Annotated in this window: 10 protein-coding genes; 9 read left to right on the forward strand and 1 reads right to left on the reverse strand. The window is 68.5% G+C overall.

Going from position 1 to position 15002, the window contains the following annotated elements:
* Nucleotides 1-169: 169 nt before the first annotated feature.
* From AS031_RS16870 to AS031_RS16905, 8 genes are all read left to right on the forward strand, one after another.
* Nucleotides 170-1240 (forward strand): LacI family DNA-binding transcriptional regulator, encoded by a 1071-nt coding sequence (locus AS031_RS16870; RefSeq protein ID WP_058269316.1) that lies wholly within the window; start codon nt 170-172, stop codon nt 1238-1240.
* An 81-nt stretch (nt 1241-1321) separates the two neighbouring features.
* Complete coding sequence (locus AS031_RS16875; protein WP_058269317.1) at nt 1322-2989, forward strand: ABC transporter substrate-binding protein; 1668 nt, start codon at nt 1322-1324, stop codon at nt 2987-2989.
* 94 nt (nt 2990-3083) lie between these two features.
* Nucleotides 3084-4061 (forward strand): ABC transporter permease, encoded by a 978-nt coding sequence (locus tag AS031_RS16880; RefSeq protein ID WP_058269318.1) that lies wholly within the window; start codon nt 3084-3086, stop codon nt 4059-4061.
* 12 nt (nt 4062-4073) lie between these two features.
* Complete coding sequence (locus AS031_RS16885) at nt 4074-5051, forward strand: ABC transporter permease (RefSeq protein ID WP_058269319.1); 978 nt, start codon at nt 4074-4076, stop codon at nt 5049-5051.
* The gene (locus tag AS031_RS16890; RefSeq protein ID WP_058269320.1) at nt 5048-6028 is read left to right on the forward strand and encodes an ABC transporter ATP-binding protein; all 981 of its coding nucleotides are present in this window, start codon (nt 5048-5050) and stop codon (nt 6026-6028) included. Before AS031_RS16885 ends, AS031_RS16890 begins: the two co-directional genes overlap by 4 nt.
* Complete coding sequence (locus AS031_RS16895; RefSeq protein WP_228379662.1) at nt 6025-7125, forward strand: ATP-binding cassette domain-containing protein; 1101 nt, start codon at nt 6025-6027, stop codon at nt 7123-7125. Before AS031_RS16890 ends, AS031_RS16895 begins: the two co-directional genes overlap by 4 nt.
* Complete coding sequence (locus AS031_RS16900) at nt 7122-8648, forward strand: glycoside hydrolase family 32 protein (RefSeq protein ID WP_058269321.1); 1527 nt, start codon at nt 7122-7124, stop codon at nt 8646-8648. Before AS031_RS16895 ends, AS031_RS16900 begins: the two co-directional genes overlap by 4 nt.
* A gap of 54 nt (nt 8649-8702) precedes the next feature.
* Nucleotides 8703-12365 carry a glycoside hydrolase family 32 protein gene (locus AS031_RS16905; protein WP_058269322.1) on the forward strand — a complete coding sequence of 1221 codons (3663 nt, stop codon included), beginning with the start codon at nt 8703-8705 and terminating at the stop codon, nt 12363-12365.
* A 27-nt stretch (nt 12366-12392) separates the two neighbouring features.
* On the opposite strand, the gene ptsP is transcribed toward AS031_RS16905, so the two are convergent.
* Nucleotides 12393-14078, reverse strand: coding sequence for a phosphoenolpyruvate--protein phosphotransferase (gene ptsP / locus AS031_RS16910; protein WP_058269323.1), 1686 nt, complete (start codon nt 14076-14078; stop codon nt 12393-12395).
* Nucleotides 14079-14247: 169 nt separating this feature from the next.
* Between ptsP and AS031_RS16915 the strand changes: the two genes are divergently transcribed.
* Nucleotides 14248-14976 (forward strand): TetR/AcrR family transcriptional regulator, encoded by a 729-nt coding sequence (locus tag AS031_RS16915; protein ID WP_058269324.1) that lies wholly within the window; start codon nt 14248-14250, stop codon nt 14974-14976.
* Nucleotides 14977-15002: the final 26 nt, after the last annotated feature.

The following is a 15002-nucleotide window of genomic DNA, read 5'->3' on the forward strand; positions in this document are numbered from 1 at the left end:
AAGCCTAGCGCGGGAAATTTATAGGACGTTGACACAGGTCCAGTAACGCGCGTAACCTAAGTCACACGTTCCAAGTAACGCGCGTTACCCACAAGGTCGGCGGTGCAGGGAACACCATCAGGACACGGCCGCCGGCACAGCCCGGCACCACGAAGACCCGGAGCATTCAATGGCGAAAAGCACCACCCCGAGCAAGCCTGCGTCCGCGCGGCAGCGGGGCGTCACCATGACGGACGTCGCCAAGCATGCAGGGGTGTCCCGGACCGCAGTCTCCTTCGTGCTGAGCAACCGCGAAAACGCCAGCATCTCCGAGGAAACCCGCACCCGCATCAACGACGCCGTCCAGGCGCTGGGCTACCGGCCCAACGCCGGGGCACGGGCGCTGGCATCCCGGCGCAGTGACTGGTACGGCATCGTCACCGAGATCGTCACGGCACCCTTCGCCGTGGACATCATCAAAGGTGCCCAGGACCAGGCATGGCTTGACCGCCGGTTCCTGCTGGTCGCGCCCTCCGACCAGGCCGACGCGCAGGGACCCAACCAGGGCCTGGAGGACGCCGCAACAGAGAAGCTGCTGGAACAGCGCGTGGAAGGGCTTCTGTACGCAGCCACCTTCCACCGGGGCGTCCACGTCCCGCAGAGCGCCAATGAAGTACCCACCGTCCTGATCAACTGCTTCGACGCTGACGGAAAGCTGCCCTCGATCGTCCCTGACGAGCGTGCGGGTGGCCGGGTCGCCGTCGAACGCTTGCTCAAGGCCGGCCACACACGGATAGGAGTCATCAACCTCGATCCGGACATCCCCGCAGCAGTGGGGCGGTTGGAAGGTGCACGCGAAGCACTGACCGCCGCCGGACTGGACCTGGATCCGGAACTGGTGGTGTCCGGATACGCGACGGCCGACGGCGGCTACGAGGCCGCCGGCCGGATCCTGGACCGGTACCAGGGGGAGCACAGGCCCACGGCGCTGTTCTGCCTCAACGACCGGATGGCAATGGGCGCCTACGACGCCATCAAGGAACGGGGCCTGACCATCCCCGGAGACATTGCCGTGATCGGCTTCGACAACCAGGAACTGATTGCGGCCTACCTGCGGCCCAAACTGACCACTGTTGCGCTGCCGTTCGAAGAAATGGGCGCCCTGGGCGTCCGGACGCTCGCCGCTCTTACAGCAGGACAGCCGATCATTGCCGACCAGCAACTGGTCGACTGTCCGCTGCTAGAACGCTCCTCGGTCTGACCGCGAAATCAAGGTCCGAAGAGCAAAACCCCTAACCCACCCTTCACCTCGCTGATGAAGACAGGAAAAGAGATAACCATCATGACACACCCCCGATTCTTCAGGGCTGCCCGCATCACGGCCGCCGGCCTGGCGGTGGGCGCAATGCTGCTGACCGGCTGCGCGGCCAACCCCGACAAAGCCGGCGACGCGGCCTCAAACGCCAGTGCGTTCCTCACCATTCCGCGGGAGGACATGGGCACCTTCGTGCAGAACTTCAACCCGTTCGCACCCACGGTGAACCCCATGGTCCAGCAGTCCATCTACGAATCCCTGCTGATCTTCAACCCGGCCAAGGGGGACACGGTGCCGTGGCTCGCCACGGACTGGAAAGCCGCCGATGACGGGAAGTCCATCACCTTCACCCTGCGCGACGGCGTGAAATGGTCCGACGGGCAGCCGCTGGTGGCCGATGACGTTGCCTACACGTTCGAGCTGCAGAAGAAGATCAAGGGCGGCTTCGAATACCTCGACGGCGTCAGCGCCGAAGGGAACAAGGTCACCTTCACCTTCAACAAGCCCTGGTCGCCGGCGCTGTACGACGTCGGCCAGCTCACCATCCTGCCCAAGCACATCTGGTCCGCGCTGGCCGACCCCGAGAAGGACGCCAACGCCAAGCCCGTGGGCACCGGTCCCTACACCGAGGTGGACAGCTTCCAGGCCCAGTCCTTCGTGCTGAAGAAGAACCCCAATTACTGGCAGCCGGAAAAGCAGAAGATCGCCGGCATCAAGATGCTCGCCTTCGCCGGGAACGACGGCGCGAACCTCGCCGCGGCCAACGGTGACGTGGACTGGGCACCGCAGTACATTCCGAATATCGAAAAGACCTTTGTGTCCAAGGACAAGGAGCACCGCCAGTACTGGTTCCCGCCCACGGGGGCCATGATCAACTGGCAGCTGAACACCACCAAGGCGCCCTTCAATGACGTTGACGTCCGCAAGGCGCTGAGCATGGCCGTGGACCGGGACCAGGTGACCAAGATCGGGATGAGCGGCTACGCCCAGCCCGCGGACTGCACCGGTCTGTCCGGCAACTACGAACTGTGGAAGAACAGCGAGGTCAAGGACAACTGCACGTGGACCAACCACGATGTGCAGAAGGCCAACGAGCTGCTGGACAAGGCCGGCTACGCCAAGGGCGCCGACGGCAAGCGCACGCTCAAGGACGGCAAGCCGTTCGAATTCAAAATCTCCGTGGGCGCTTCCTCCTCCGACTGGCTCTCGGTGGCCAACGTCATTTCGCAGAACCTGGCCGAGATCGGCGTGACCGCCAAGGTGGACTCCCCAGACTGGGCCGCCGTGGTGGCCGGCTACGAGACCGGTGACTTCGACTCCGGCATCGTCTGGAGCGCCAACGACCCCAGCCCGTACAAGTACTTCAACACCTCCATGGGCACCTCCACCGTGAAGCCGGTGGGCACCAAGACGTTCGACAATTACCACCGTTTCGGCGACGCGAAGGCCGACGCGCTGCTGGCAGAGTTTGCCGCGGAGTCGGACCAGGCGAAGCAGAAGGACATCGCCAACCAGCTCCAGGAAGAGTACGACGACGTGGCCCCCCTGGTGCCGCTGTTCTCCGGTCCCGAATGGGGCGCCTTCAGTGACACCCGCTTCACCGGCTGGCCCACCCAGGACAACCCCTACGCCACCCTGTCGGTCCGCGCCCCCACCACAGTGCTGGTGCTGACCACGCTGGAACCGCGCAAGTAAGGGCCCTGCCCACCACGCGTGACACCGCTGGCCGCCGGACGTTCCGGCGGCCAGCCCCCAACTCTTTTCACCACTCCCGAATTGGAGGGAACCCGTGCGCTTCATCCTGCGCCGGCTGGGTTTCTACCTGGTCGCCTTCTGGGCATCCATCACCCTGAACTTCCTGCTCCCGCGCTTCATGCCGGGCGATCCCGTCTCCCGCATGTTTGCCCGTTCGCAGGACAGAATGCAGCCCGAACAAATCGAGGCGCTGCGCAAGCTGCTCGGGGTGGACGACCGGCCCCTCTGGGCGCAGTACACCGACTACCTGCACAACATCTTCACCGGCAACATGGGCGTGTCCATCTCCCGCTTTCCCACGCCGGTCACCGAGGTCATCTCGTCCCAGATTGGCTGGACCCTCCTGCTGGGCGGCACCGCCCTGGTGATTGCCGCCGTCGTGGGCAACCTGCTGGGCATCGCGGCAGCCTGGCGCCGCGGCGGAGCGGTGGATTCCGCCCTGCCCCCGGTACTGGTGTTCATCGGCTCGTTCCCGTACTTCTGGCTCGCCATGGGCGCCCTGTACCTGTTCGGCGTGGTGCTGGGCTGGTTCCCCATCCGGCACGCGTTCACCGACGGGCTGGAGCCCGGGTTCACGCCGGAGTTCATCGGCGACGTCGCCGCCCACCTGGTGCTGCCGGCGCTCACCATCGTCCTGGTGTCCATCGGCGGCTGGATGCTGGGCATGCGGAACACCATGATCGCCACCAACTCCGAGGACTACATCACCATGGCCGAGGCCAAGGGACTGCGCCCCGGACGCATCATGCTCCGCTACGCCGCCCGGAACGCCATGCTCCCCTCGGTGACCAGCTTCGGCATGGGCCTGGGCTTCGTGGTGGGCGGCGCGCTGCTCACCGAAGTGGTGTTCGCCTACCCAGGCGTGGGCTACCAGCTCCTCAACGCCGTGCAGGGCCTTGACTACCCGCTCATGCAGGGCCTGTTCCTCACCATCACCGCCGCCGTGCTGCTTGCCAACTTCCTGGTGGACATCCTGTACGTCCGGCTCGACCCGCGCGTGCGCAGCAACTAGGAGGACCGCACCATGGCAACCGCAATCCTGCAGCAGCCCGGCACCACGGCCGGCAAGACCGCCGCAGCGAAACCCAAAACCAGCCGCAGCTTCCTCCGCGGGCTGCTCGCCAACCGGAAAGCCCTGGCAGGCATGGCCGTGCTGGCCGTCTTCATTGTGCTCGCCCTCCTGGCGCCCGTGCTGTTCCCCGGCGACCCGTCCCGGATCACCGCCATGGCATCCCTGGAACCGGACGCCGAACACCTGCTGGGCACCACGGCCAAGGGGCAGGACGTGCTGGCCCTGACCGTGCACGGAGCCAGGAGTTCACTGCTGGTGGGCCTCACCGTCGGGTTCGCCTCGACGTTCATCGGCATCCTGGTGGGCCTGGCCTCCGCGTACTTCGGCCGGTTCATCGATGAGGCCCTGTCCCTGGTGACCAACGTCTTCCTGCTCCTCCCGGGGCTGCCGCTGCTGGTCATCCTTGCCGCGTTCCTCCCGCCGGGGCTGGGCACGGTGATCCTGGTGCTGGTGGTGACCGGCTGGGCCGGTTCCGCCCGGGTGCTGCGCTCGCAGGCCCTGTCCATCCGCTCCAAGGACTTCGTGGCAGCGGCCGTGGTGTCCGGCGAACGGGCCGGACGGATCATGTTCCGGGAGATCCTGCCGAACATGGCCTCGATCGTCATGGGGACGCTGCTGGCCTGCGTCATCTACGGGATCGGCGCACAGGCCGGCCTCGAGTTCCTGGGCCTGGGCGACGTCAGCACCGTCTCGTGGGGCAACAACCTGTTCTGGGCCGGCAACGAGGGGGCGCTGCTCACCGGAAGCTGGTGGGTTTTTGTCCCCTCCGGTGCCTGCATTGCCCTCGTGGCTTTCGCCCTGGCCCTGATCAACTACGCGGTGGACGAGGTCACCAACCCGCGGCTGCGCAAGATCAAGGCGCCCGCCGCCGCTCCGGTTCAATCAGCCCCGGACACCCGCGCCACCATTGAAAGGAGCGCCGCGCAATGACCGTTTCCCAGGTTTCCTTCGGCTCCCACGAGCCCGTCCTGGAGGTCCGGAACCTCACCGTGAAGTACATCGGCGATACCCGGTCCACCACCGCCGTCGACAGGGTGTCCTTCAGCATCGGCACCGGAGAGGTGTTCGGACTGGCGGGGGAGTCCGGCTGCGGCAAGTCCACCATCGCCAACTCCATCATGCGCCTGCTGAAGGACCCGGCGAAGATCGCCGGCGGCAGCATCACCTTCGGCGGCAAGGACGTCCTGGCCATGGGGCCGGAGGAGCTCCGCCGCTTCCGCTGGCAGGACGTGGCCATGGTGTTCCAGTCCGCCATGAACTCGCTGAACCCGGTGCTGACCATCGGCGAGCAGATCGTGGACATCTTCACCACGCACGCGGGGCTGTCCCGCGAGGAGTCCCTCCGTCGGGCCGGGGAACTGCTCGAACTGGTGCGGATCGACCGTGCCCGCCTGAAGTCCTACCCGCACCAGCTCTCCGGCGGGATGCGCCAGCGGGCCGTGATCGCCATGGCCGTGGCCCTCAAGCCCTCACTGCTGATCCTGGACGAGCCCACCACCGCCCTGGATGTGGTGGTCCAGCAGGAAATCATGGCCCAGATCAAGGACCTCCAGCATGAGCTGGGCTTCTCCGTCCTGTTCATCACCCACGACATGTCCCTCATGGTGGAGCTCTCCCACCGGATGGCGGTCATGTACGGCGGCCGCATCGTGGAGACCGCCAAGGCCCGGGACGTCCACGCCGACCCCCGCCACCCCTACACCCAGGCGCTGATGGGTGCCTTTCCGCCACTCACCGGCCCCCGGGTCCCGCTGGCGGGCCTGCCCGACGGCGTGAAGTTCCGGAACATCCCGGACCTCGCCGAGGCGGCGCCCGGCCATTTCGTGGCCCCCTTCGGCGCCGACGACCTGACCATCGCCCACGCCCTCGACGCCGAAGCAGCGGCCCTGGAAGGAGCCTCCCGATGAGCCACCCCATCCTTTCCCCGCAGGCCGGCGGGGACCGTCCCGGCCGGCGCTTCGGACCGGGGGAAGCGGAAACGCCCGCCCTGGAGGTCCGCGGCCTCGGCAAGACCTTCCCCATCGGCGGTCTGTTCTCCCGCCACTCGGTCCGAGCGCTGCACGGGGTGGACCTGTCCATCGGCCGCGGCGAGATCGTTGCCCTGGTGGGGGAGTCCGGTTCCGGCAAGAGCACCCTGGCCCGCTGCGTCGCCCGGCTCGAAAAGCCGAGCGAAGGCGCCATCCTGGTGGACGGCGTCGACATCCTCAAACGCGACCGGTTCCAGGCGTCGCGGGAGTTCCGCTCCCAGCTGCAGATGGTTTTCCAGGACCCCTTCGGTTCACTGAACCCGGCGCACCGGATCGACCATTTCCTGCGGCGCTCGCTGGCCATCCACGGCAGGGGCGGCGCCGGCACGGAACAGCGGCTGGAAGAGCTGATGGCCACGGTGGGTCTGCAGGCAGACATGCTGGACTCCTACCCGCACGAGCTCTCCGGCGGACAGCGGCAGAGGGTGGCAATTGCCCGTGCGCTCGCCGTCGAACCGCAGGTGATCCTGGCCGACGAGCCCACTTCCATGCTGGACGTGTCCGTCCGGATCGGCGTGCTGAACCTGATGCGCCGGCTCCGGTACGAGCAGGGCATCTCGATGCTCTACATCACCCACGACCTCGCTTCGGCCCGGTACCTCGCGGACCGGACAGCGGTGATGTTCGCCGGTGAACTGGTGGAGGAAGGCGAGTCGCTGGACCTGCTGGCAAACCCGGCCCACCCCTACACCCAGCTCCTGGTCTCCGCCGTGCCGGATCCGGCCCGGGCAGGTTCCTACGATCCCGTCCGCCGCGCCGCGCTGCGCCAGGCCGTCATGGCCTCCACCGGCTGCTCGTTCGACGGCGACCCGGACCAGCGGTGCTCCGCCGACCAGCCCGTCCGGCACCAGGTGGGCGATCCCGCAAACCGGCACTGGGTCCGCTGCCACCTGTACCGCCCCCGGGCCGGTGCCGGCGGCCATGCCCTCGCCGCCGAAACCGCCCCGCAGGGCGCCGCCAGGAAGGCTTCCGCATGACTGAACTGATCCACCCGCTCGCCACCGTCCCCCGGGACGAGCTGGTTGCCCGTGCCGAGGCCGATCCCCTCCGGCCCCGCTTCCACTTCGTTTCACCCGCAGGTTGGCTCAACGATCCCAACGGCGTGTGCCAGTGGGACGGCACCTACCACCTCTTCTACCAGTACAACCCCGAGGGCGCCTTCCACCACCGCATCCTCTGGGGCCACGCCACCAGCACGGACCTGGTCTCCTGGACCGACCAGCCGGTGGCCCTGGAACCGTCGGCGGGACCGGACGCGGACGGCTGCTGGTCCGGTGTGCTGGTGAACGACGGCGGCACGCCCACCCTGGTCTACTCGGGCCGGCTGGACGAGCGCGAACTTCCGTGCGTGGCCGTAGGTTCCCCCGACCTGTCCACCTGGACCAAGGCGCCGGAGAACCCCGTCATCGCAGCCCCGCCGGCCGGCGTCGACATCACCGCCTACCGCGACCACTGCGTGTGGCGCGAGGGCAGCCGGTGGCGGCAACTGGTGGGCTCGGGCATCCGCGGCCGCGGCGGCACAGCATTCCTTTACGAGTCGGCGGACCTGCGCTCCTGGGACTACGTGGGCCCGCTCTTCATCGGGGACGCGTCCCAGGGCAGCCCCGCCAATACCGACTGGACCGGCACCATGTGGGAATGCGTGGACCTGTTCCGCGCCGGCAGCGGATCGCTGGGCTCGGAACCGGCAGACGGTTCACCCGACGTCCTGGTGTTTTCCGCCTGGGACGACGGGCGCACCCACCACCCGCTGTACTGGACCGGCCGGTACTCGGCAGATGCGTTCGAACCGGCCGCGCTGCACCGCCTGGACTACGGCGGCCGGTACTTCTACGCGCCGCAGTCTTTCCTGGACGAGGCCGGCCGGCGCATCATGTTCGGCTGGCTGCAGGAAGGCCGCACGGATGCCGCGATGGTGGAGGCCGGCTGGTCCGGCGTGATGAGCCTGCCGCGGGTCACCACCCTGGCGGACGACGGTACGCTGCAGTTCGCGCCGGTCCCTGAACTGGAAAAGTTGCGCGGCAACCACACCAGCCTTCCGGGCCGGGTGCTGGCCGGAACCCTGGATACCGGCGTCACGGGCAACCAACTGGACATCGAACTGGACCTCCAGCTGGCGCCCGGCTCCGTGCTGCGGCTGGCTATCCTCGGCTCAGGCGACGGCGCAGAGGAAACCCGCATCGAGCTGAGCCGGCCCGCGGACGGTGCGGTGGGCTTGCTCCGCCTCGACCGCACCCGGAGTTCCTTGGACGCCTCCGTAGACAAGGAGGACAGGTCCGGGCCGGTTCCCATGACTGACGGCCACGTCCACCTGCGCGTCCTGGTGGACCGTTCCGCCGTCGAGATCTTCGCCAACGGCAGGCCGCTCACGGCACGGGCCTACCCCACGCTCGGCGGCGGACACGTCACGCTGTCCGCCACCGGAAGCATGCGGCTGCTGTCCTTCGACGCCTGGACCATGGCAGACATCGGGGGAGGTGCCCGCACCCTCTTCCCCTAATTCCTGCGCCACATAGTCCCTGCACCACACCTTTCGAGATCAAAGGCGATCTGCATGCACAAGAGACTAGCCGCGGGCCTCACGGCTGCGGTCCTCGGTGCCGGTTTCGTGGGAACGGGGGCCGCCGCACCGGCGGCGGCCCTCGCCTCCGCCCCGGTCACCCTCAACAGCACCACCAGCCCCATCCCGGACGTCGTTGGGTCCGGCGGAACCTGGACCCGGACGGCGCAGGGCGGATACACCGCCGTCGCACCGTCCGGCCAGAACGCCGCGGCAACCAGCGAACAGGTCATCGCGGGCACCGCCCGGTACACCGCCAACGTGACGGTTGATCCGGCAAGCCCCTACGGCGTGGGAGCCCTGGTCTTCCGCGCAACGCCGGATGCCGGTACCGGATACGCGGCCACCATCGACCCCAACCTGGACCGGATCCGGCTCTTCGACCTCGCCACCGGGCAGGACGTCGTCGCTCCGGTAGCCCTGCCCCTGAGCACCGGGCAGGCCTACAACGTGGACGTCCACGTTGACGGGCCACGGATCTACGTCGCCGTGGACGGCGTCTCCCGGATCGACGCCACCGACTACCGCTACGGGTCCGGCCGCGTCGGGCTGCACGCCTTCAACGGAACAGTGGCCTTCGGGCCGCCCGGCGTCCGCACCGTGGATGCCAACATTGACGGGTGGAGCGCCGGCACCGGCTGGTCCGCCACGGCCACGGGGTTCCGCGGTGTTGCCCCGGCGGATACGAACATCCGCGCCATTGCCACCGGGCAGTCACCCGCCGACATCGACTTCTCCGCCGACATCCAGGTGGCCTCCCCGTACGGCGTGGGGGCCGTCCTGATCCGGACCAACGCGGCCGGAACTTCCGGATACGCCGCCGAGGTGGACCCGAACGCGGGCAGGCTCCGGCTCTACCGGGTGTCGGACAACTCCACCCTCGGCACGTTCGCCACTGCCATCACGCCCAACCAGGTGTACCGCCTCCGCGTGACAGCCCTCGGGAACTCCCTGGCTGTGTACTGGCAGACGGACTTCCTGGACCCCAACGGGGCCACGCCGGCCATCACGGCCACGGACACCACTGCCGCCTCGGGCCACATCGGCCTCGGCTCCTACAACGGCACCGCAGTGTTCCAGAGCATGACCCTTCGCGGCCTCGAAAGCCCGCTGCAGGGCTGGCGGACCTCCTCCGGTTCGTGGGAGCCGGACGCCGCCGGCCTGCGCGCCTCGGCAGCGGGCGGCACGGCGGCGAGGTACATCCCGGCGGTGGCGTCCGACGTCGTTGCCTCCCTGGACCTCACCGTCACCGCACCCGCCACCGCCTCGGTGGTGGTCCGCAGCGGTGCCGACGGCGCCGGCGGGCTCGAACTGCGCATCGACCCGGGAACGCGAACGGCGCAACTGTTCAACCGGGCCGGCTCCGCGCTGCTGCTCTCCGGCGCGTTGCCCGCCACCAGCTTCCAGGCCGGACAGCTCAACAGGATCCAGTTCACGGCGCGGGGCACCGACGCGGCCGTCCTGGTCAACGGCACGCCGGTCCTGAACGGCACCGTACCTGCCGCATCCGGATCCGGGTTCGCCCTGCTGGCCACCGGGACGGCCTGGTTCCAGAACGTCCGTGCGGACAGCGTGGACCAGTTCATGAACGGCCTGTACCAGCCCGGCTACCACTACAGCCAGAACTCCGGCAACAGCTCCGACCCCAACGGGCTGGTGTTCTACCAGGGCGAGTACCACCTGTTCCACCAGGACCACGGACGCTGGGCACACGCGGTGAGCACGGACCTGCTCCACTGGAAGCAGCTGCCCATCGCCCTGCCGCACATGGCCGCAGGCGAATCATGGTCCGGTTCAGCAGTGGTGGATGCAGGGAATGCCAGCGGACTGTTCCCCGGCGGTTCCGGGCTGATCGCCTACTACACCAGCTTCAACCATGACGCCCCAAACGGAAACCAGTCCGTCCGTGCCGCCTACAGCAAGGACCAGGGCCGCACCTGGCAAACCGTCCATGCGGCTCCGGTGGTGGACAACCCGGGCGGCCCGGACGGCGGCTGGGACTTCCGCGATCCCAAAGTCACCCGGGACGCAGGTTCCGGCAAGTGGATCATGGTGGTGGCCGGCGGCGACCACATCCGCTTCTACACCTCCACGGACCTCCTCCACTGGACGTTCTCCGGCACATTCGGCTACGGCGACTGGGTCCGCGGCGGGGTCTGGGAATGCCCGGACTTCTTCGAACTCCCCGTGGAGGGGCAGCCCGGGGTAAAACGCTGGGTGCTCTGGTGGAGCACCGGAGCCGTCCGCGCCACCAACGGATCCGCGGCGCAGTACGTGACGGGAACCTGGAACGGAACGTCCTTCACACCGGACACCCCCGCGTCCACCCTGCTGCAGGCGGACCACGGCCGTGACTATTACGCGGCCATGAGCTTCTTCGGGACGCCGGACAACCGGCGGATCATGATCGGCTGGATGAGCAACTGGGACTACGCCTTCAGCCCGCCCACCGGCCGCTGGAACGGGCAGCTGTCCATCCCCCGCGAGATCCGGCTCGTGGATGTTCCCGGCTCCGGGCTGCGGCTCACCCAGGCTCCGGTGGCGGAGGCAGCGTCGCTGCGGGACTCCACGTGGCAGGCCGCGGACCTTACGGTGACGCCGGTGTCCGCGAACCCGCTGGCTGCCGCGTCCGGCCGCTCGTTCGAGCTTGAGGCCGAGGTGGGCATCCCGTCATCGGGCGGAGCGTCCTCCTTCGAGTTCGGGCTGCGGAAGGGGACAGGCTCCACGGGTGCGCAGCAGACCAGGGTGGTGTACGACGCCGGAGCTGCCGCCCTCACGGTGGACCGCGGCGCCGCCGGGCGGGAGGACTTCACCCGGTACTTTGCGGGGCAGGCGGCGGACAACGCCGCCGCCCCCTGGAGCTCCGCCATGGTGGGTTCCGAACGGCGGGTGAAAGTGCGGATCCTGGTGGATGCGTCCTCGGTGGAAGTCTTCGGCGGGGACGGCACGGCAGCCATCACCTCGCTGATTTTCCCGGACCCGTCCGCCACGGGGCTGTCGTTCGCTGCTACGGGGGGCACCGCCCGGCTGGTGTCCGTCAAAGTACACCAGCTCGGCGACACCGCGCGCGTGACCGCCGCCCCGCCGTCGGCCGTCCTGCCTCCGGCGGGCGGCACCGCCCGGCACAACCTGGGCGCCTATGCGGTGGTTCCGGGCGGACGCTGGGAGGGCACCGGTGCGGGCCTTGCCGGCACCTTCGACAAGGACTCCACCGCCATGGGGGCCGCCATGTACACCAACGTGCGGGTGCAGGCCACGGTCCGGTTCGGCGGGGAGGCCTTCTCCGGCGGGGTCCTGAACCGTGACCGCGCACCCGAGAGGGGCTACGGCGGCGCCGGCTCGGTGCTGCTGAGGTCCTCTGCGGACGGGTCCACGGCGTACTACGTGAACCTGGACCCGAACCTGCGGGTGGTGCGCGTCTTCAAACTGGTGGGCGGCGTGTTCACGGTGCTGGCCAGCGTCCCCGCGAACCTAAGCCACGGGGTCAGCTACGCCGTGGACGCCTCGGCCAACGGCAACCGGATCACCGCATCGCTGGACGGGACGCAGCTGATCGACGTGACGGACTCTTCGCTGCCGGGGCCCGGCAGGGTGGGGGTCAACGTGTTCGACGGCAGGGCCACCTACCAGGACATCCTGGTCACGGCCCTGCCGTAGGGCAACCTCCGGGCGGGTGCGCCCGGGTCAGAGACCAAGCTCCTCCAGTACAGGCAGCTTCTCCCTGACCCGGGCGCGGGCCTCGGTGGCGCTCGGCGCGGCGAGGGCCAGCTTGGCCAGCTCCTGGGCTTCCTGGAGGGTCACCGTCTTGAGGACGGCGGCAACGGCGGCGAGGGAGCGGGCGGTCATGGACAGCGTGCTCACGCCCAGGCCGGCCAGGACGACGGCGAGGGCGGGGTCCGCGGCCGCCTCACCGCACACGCCTACGGGCTTGTTGTTGCCCTCCGCCCGAGAACCCTCAACGGTCAGGCCCACCAGGCGCAGGACGGCCGGCTGCCACGGGGTGTTCAGGTTGGCGAGCGGGCCCAGCTGCCGGTCCGCTGCCATGGCGTACTGGGTGAGGTCGTTGGTGCCCAGGCTGGCGAAGCCAACCTCGCGGAGGATGGCCTCGGCGGTGAGGGCAGCGGAGGGAACCTCCACCATGACGCCGGGGGTCTTCAGGCCGGCGTCCGCGCACATCGAGGCGAAACGCGCCGCTTCTTCGGCGGTAGAAATCATCGGGGCCATCACCCACACGTCCGCCTCCGACTGGTTGGCGGCCAGGGCAATCGCCTCCAGCTGCCGGTCCAGCACGCCGGGGGTGGTGAAGTCGGTGCGGTAGCCGCGGACACCCAGGGCCGGGTTGGGTTCGGTGGAGTCGGTGAGGAACGGCAACGGCTTGTCGGCGCCGGCGTCGAGCGTGCGCAGCACCACCTTCTTGCCGGGGAACGCGTCAAACACGCTCTTGTAGGCGGCGGCCTGCTCTTCGACGGAGGGCTCGGTGTCACGCTCCAGGAAGCAGAATTCGGTGCGGAACAGGCCCACGCCCTGGGCGCCCAGTTTAGCGGCGGCAACCGCGTCCTTGCCGCCGCCCACGTTCGCGAGCAGCGGGACCTGGTGCCCGTCCGCCGTCGCGCCCGTGCCGGTGAACTCGGCCAGGAGCGAGGCGGTGGCAGCCCAGGCTTCCGCCGCGGCGCGCAGCGACCCGTCCGGCTCGGAGGTGACGGAACCGGCCGCGCCGTCCACGTACACCTCGGTTCCGTCCGCGATGTGGTCCACCCCGACGGCCGCGACGACGGCGGGCAGGCCAAGGGAACGGGCAATGATGGCGGTGTGCGACTGGGGACCGCCGCCGGAGGTGACCAGCGCCAGCACCTTGTTCGGGTCCAGGGTGGCGGTATCGGCGGGTGCGAGGTCGTCCGCCACCAGGACGAACGGGGTCTCGGAAGATGGGATGCCGGGGGCGGCCACGCCGCGGAGTTCGGCCACGATGCGGGCGCGGACGTCCAGGACATCCGTGGCGCGCTCGGCCATGTAGCCGCCCAGGTTGTGCAGCATCTCGGACACCGAGGACCCGGATTCCCAGATGGCCCGCTCGGCGGACGTGCCGCGGGCCACCAGCTTGGCGGCACCCTTGATCAGCATGGTGTCCTTGGCCATCAGCGCCGTGGCCTCCAGCACCGCCTTGCCGTCGCCGCTGGCGTGCGCCGCCCGCGCCTTCAGCTCATCATGCACGGCCTGGGCCGCCGCCTTCAGCGCTGCGGTGGCTTCCTCTGCTGTGGTGCCCGCCGCCAGCTGGTCACCGGCGGGAGGTTCGCTGATCGGTTTGGGCATCTGCCGGACGGTGCCGATGACGCGGCCTGGACTGACGCCTACTCCTGGGAAGTTCTGCACTGAAGGTCCTCATTCTCTGCCGGTAGCAGGCCCGCCCAAACACTCCGGCGCCGTGCCGGAACACCTCTGCACCGCCACGACAGGTCACGTCAGGAGGTGGAAACAAGCCTGAAAAAATTGTATGTGATTCAGTTCATATAGCAACGCTATAGGTGCTAGGGTAGCGGTTATGAGTTTGGATGGCCAGCTTCCCCCCAAAATGCGGCTGCTTCGCGCCGCCGCGGAGCTGCTGGCAAAATCCGGCGGAGCGCCGGTCTCCACCCGCCAGATCACGCAGCTGGCGGGGGTATCGGCTCCCACCCTGTATCACCACTTCGGCGACAAGGAAGGCCTCTTCGACGCAGTAGTGGCCGCAGGGTTCGAAGAATATGTCGCGGGCGAAAGGGATTTCGCCCCCTCCGGCCAGCCCCTTGAGGACATCCGGAGAATGTGGGACAACCACGTCCAGTTCGGGCTGAACCAGCCGGAACTGTACCTGGTGATGTTCGGCAACATCCGTCCGGAAAGCCGCCCGGCCATCGTGGCCGATGCCGAGGCGCTGATGGAGGAAATGCTGAACAAGGCAGCGGCGGCGGGCCAGCTGAACGTCCAGCCCCGGGAAGCGGCCAGGTCCATCCTGGCGGCCAACGTGGGTGTGACGCTGATGCTGATCGCGGAACCCGCCACCGACCGGAACCTCGAACTGTCCACCATGACCCGGGACGCCATGATCTTTGCGGTGTCCGCCGAGCCAGCCAGCGGCGCGGCCCCGGGCAACACCGGAAAATCCTCGGTGGTGGTGGCAGCGATTGCCCTGAACGCCGCGCTTCAGGCCTCGCACTCAGACCAGCTCTCGAGCTCGGAGCTCAAGCTCTTCCTTGAGTGGCTGCACCGGATCTCCACCAGCCCCGCCGGCTAGGGCCGGCGCCATCTTCGCGTCACCCC

This window comes from Pseudarthrobacter enclensis, assembly GCF_001457025.1.
In the GTDB taxonomy this organism is placed as follows: Bacteria; Actinomycetota; Actinomycetes; order Actinomycetales; family Micrococcaceae; genus Arthrobacter; species Arthrobacter enclensis.

What these genes read in the sequence shown, in the direction of transcription:
- AS031_RS16900 (WP_058269321.1), top strand. Translation starts at nt 7,122, where the DNA reads ATGACTGAACTGATCCACCCGCTCGCCACCGTCCCCCGGGACGAGCTG.
- AS031_RS16915 (WP_058269324.1), top strand. Translation starts at nt 14,248, where the DNA reads ATGAGTTTGGATGGCCAGCTTCCCCCCAAAATGCGGCTGCTTCGCGCC.
- AS031_RS16895 (WP_228379662.1), top strand. Translation starts at nt 6,025, where the DNA reads ATGAGCCACCCCATCCTTTCCCCGCAGGCCGGCGGGGACCGTCCCGGC.
- AS031_RS16870 (WP_058269316.1), top strand. Translation starts at nt 170, where the DNA reads ATGGCGAAAAGCACCACCCCGAGCAAGCCTGCGTCCGCGCGGCAGCGG.
- AS031_RS16885 (WP_058269319.1), top strand. Translation starts at nt 4,074, where the DNA reads ATGGCAACCGCAATCCTGCAGCAGCCCGGCACCACGGCCGGCAAGACC.
- AS031_RS16890 (WP_058269320.1), top strand. Translation starts at nt 5,048, where the DNA reads ATGACCGTTTCCCAGGTTTCCTTCGGCTCCCACGAGCCCGTCCTGGAG.
- AS031_RS16905 (WP_058269322.1), top strand. Translation starts at nt 8,703, where the DNA reads ATGCACAAGAGACTAGCCGCGGGCCTCACGGCTGCGGTCCTCGGTGCC.
- AS031_RS16875 (WP_058269317.1), top strand. Translation starts at nt 1,322, where the DNA reads ATGACACACCCCCGATTCTTCAGGGCTGCCCGCATCACGGCCGCCGGC.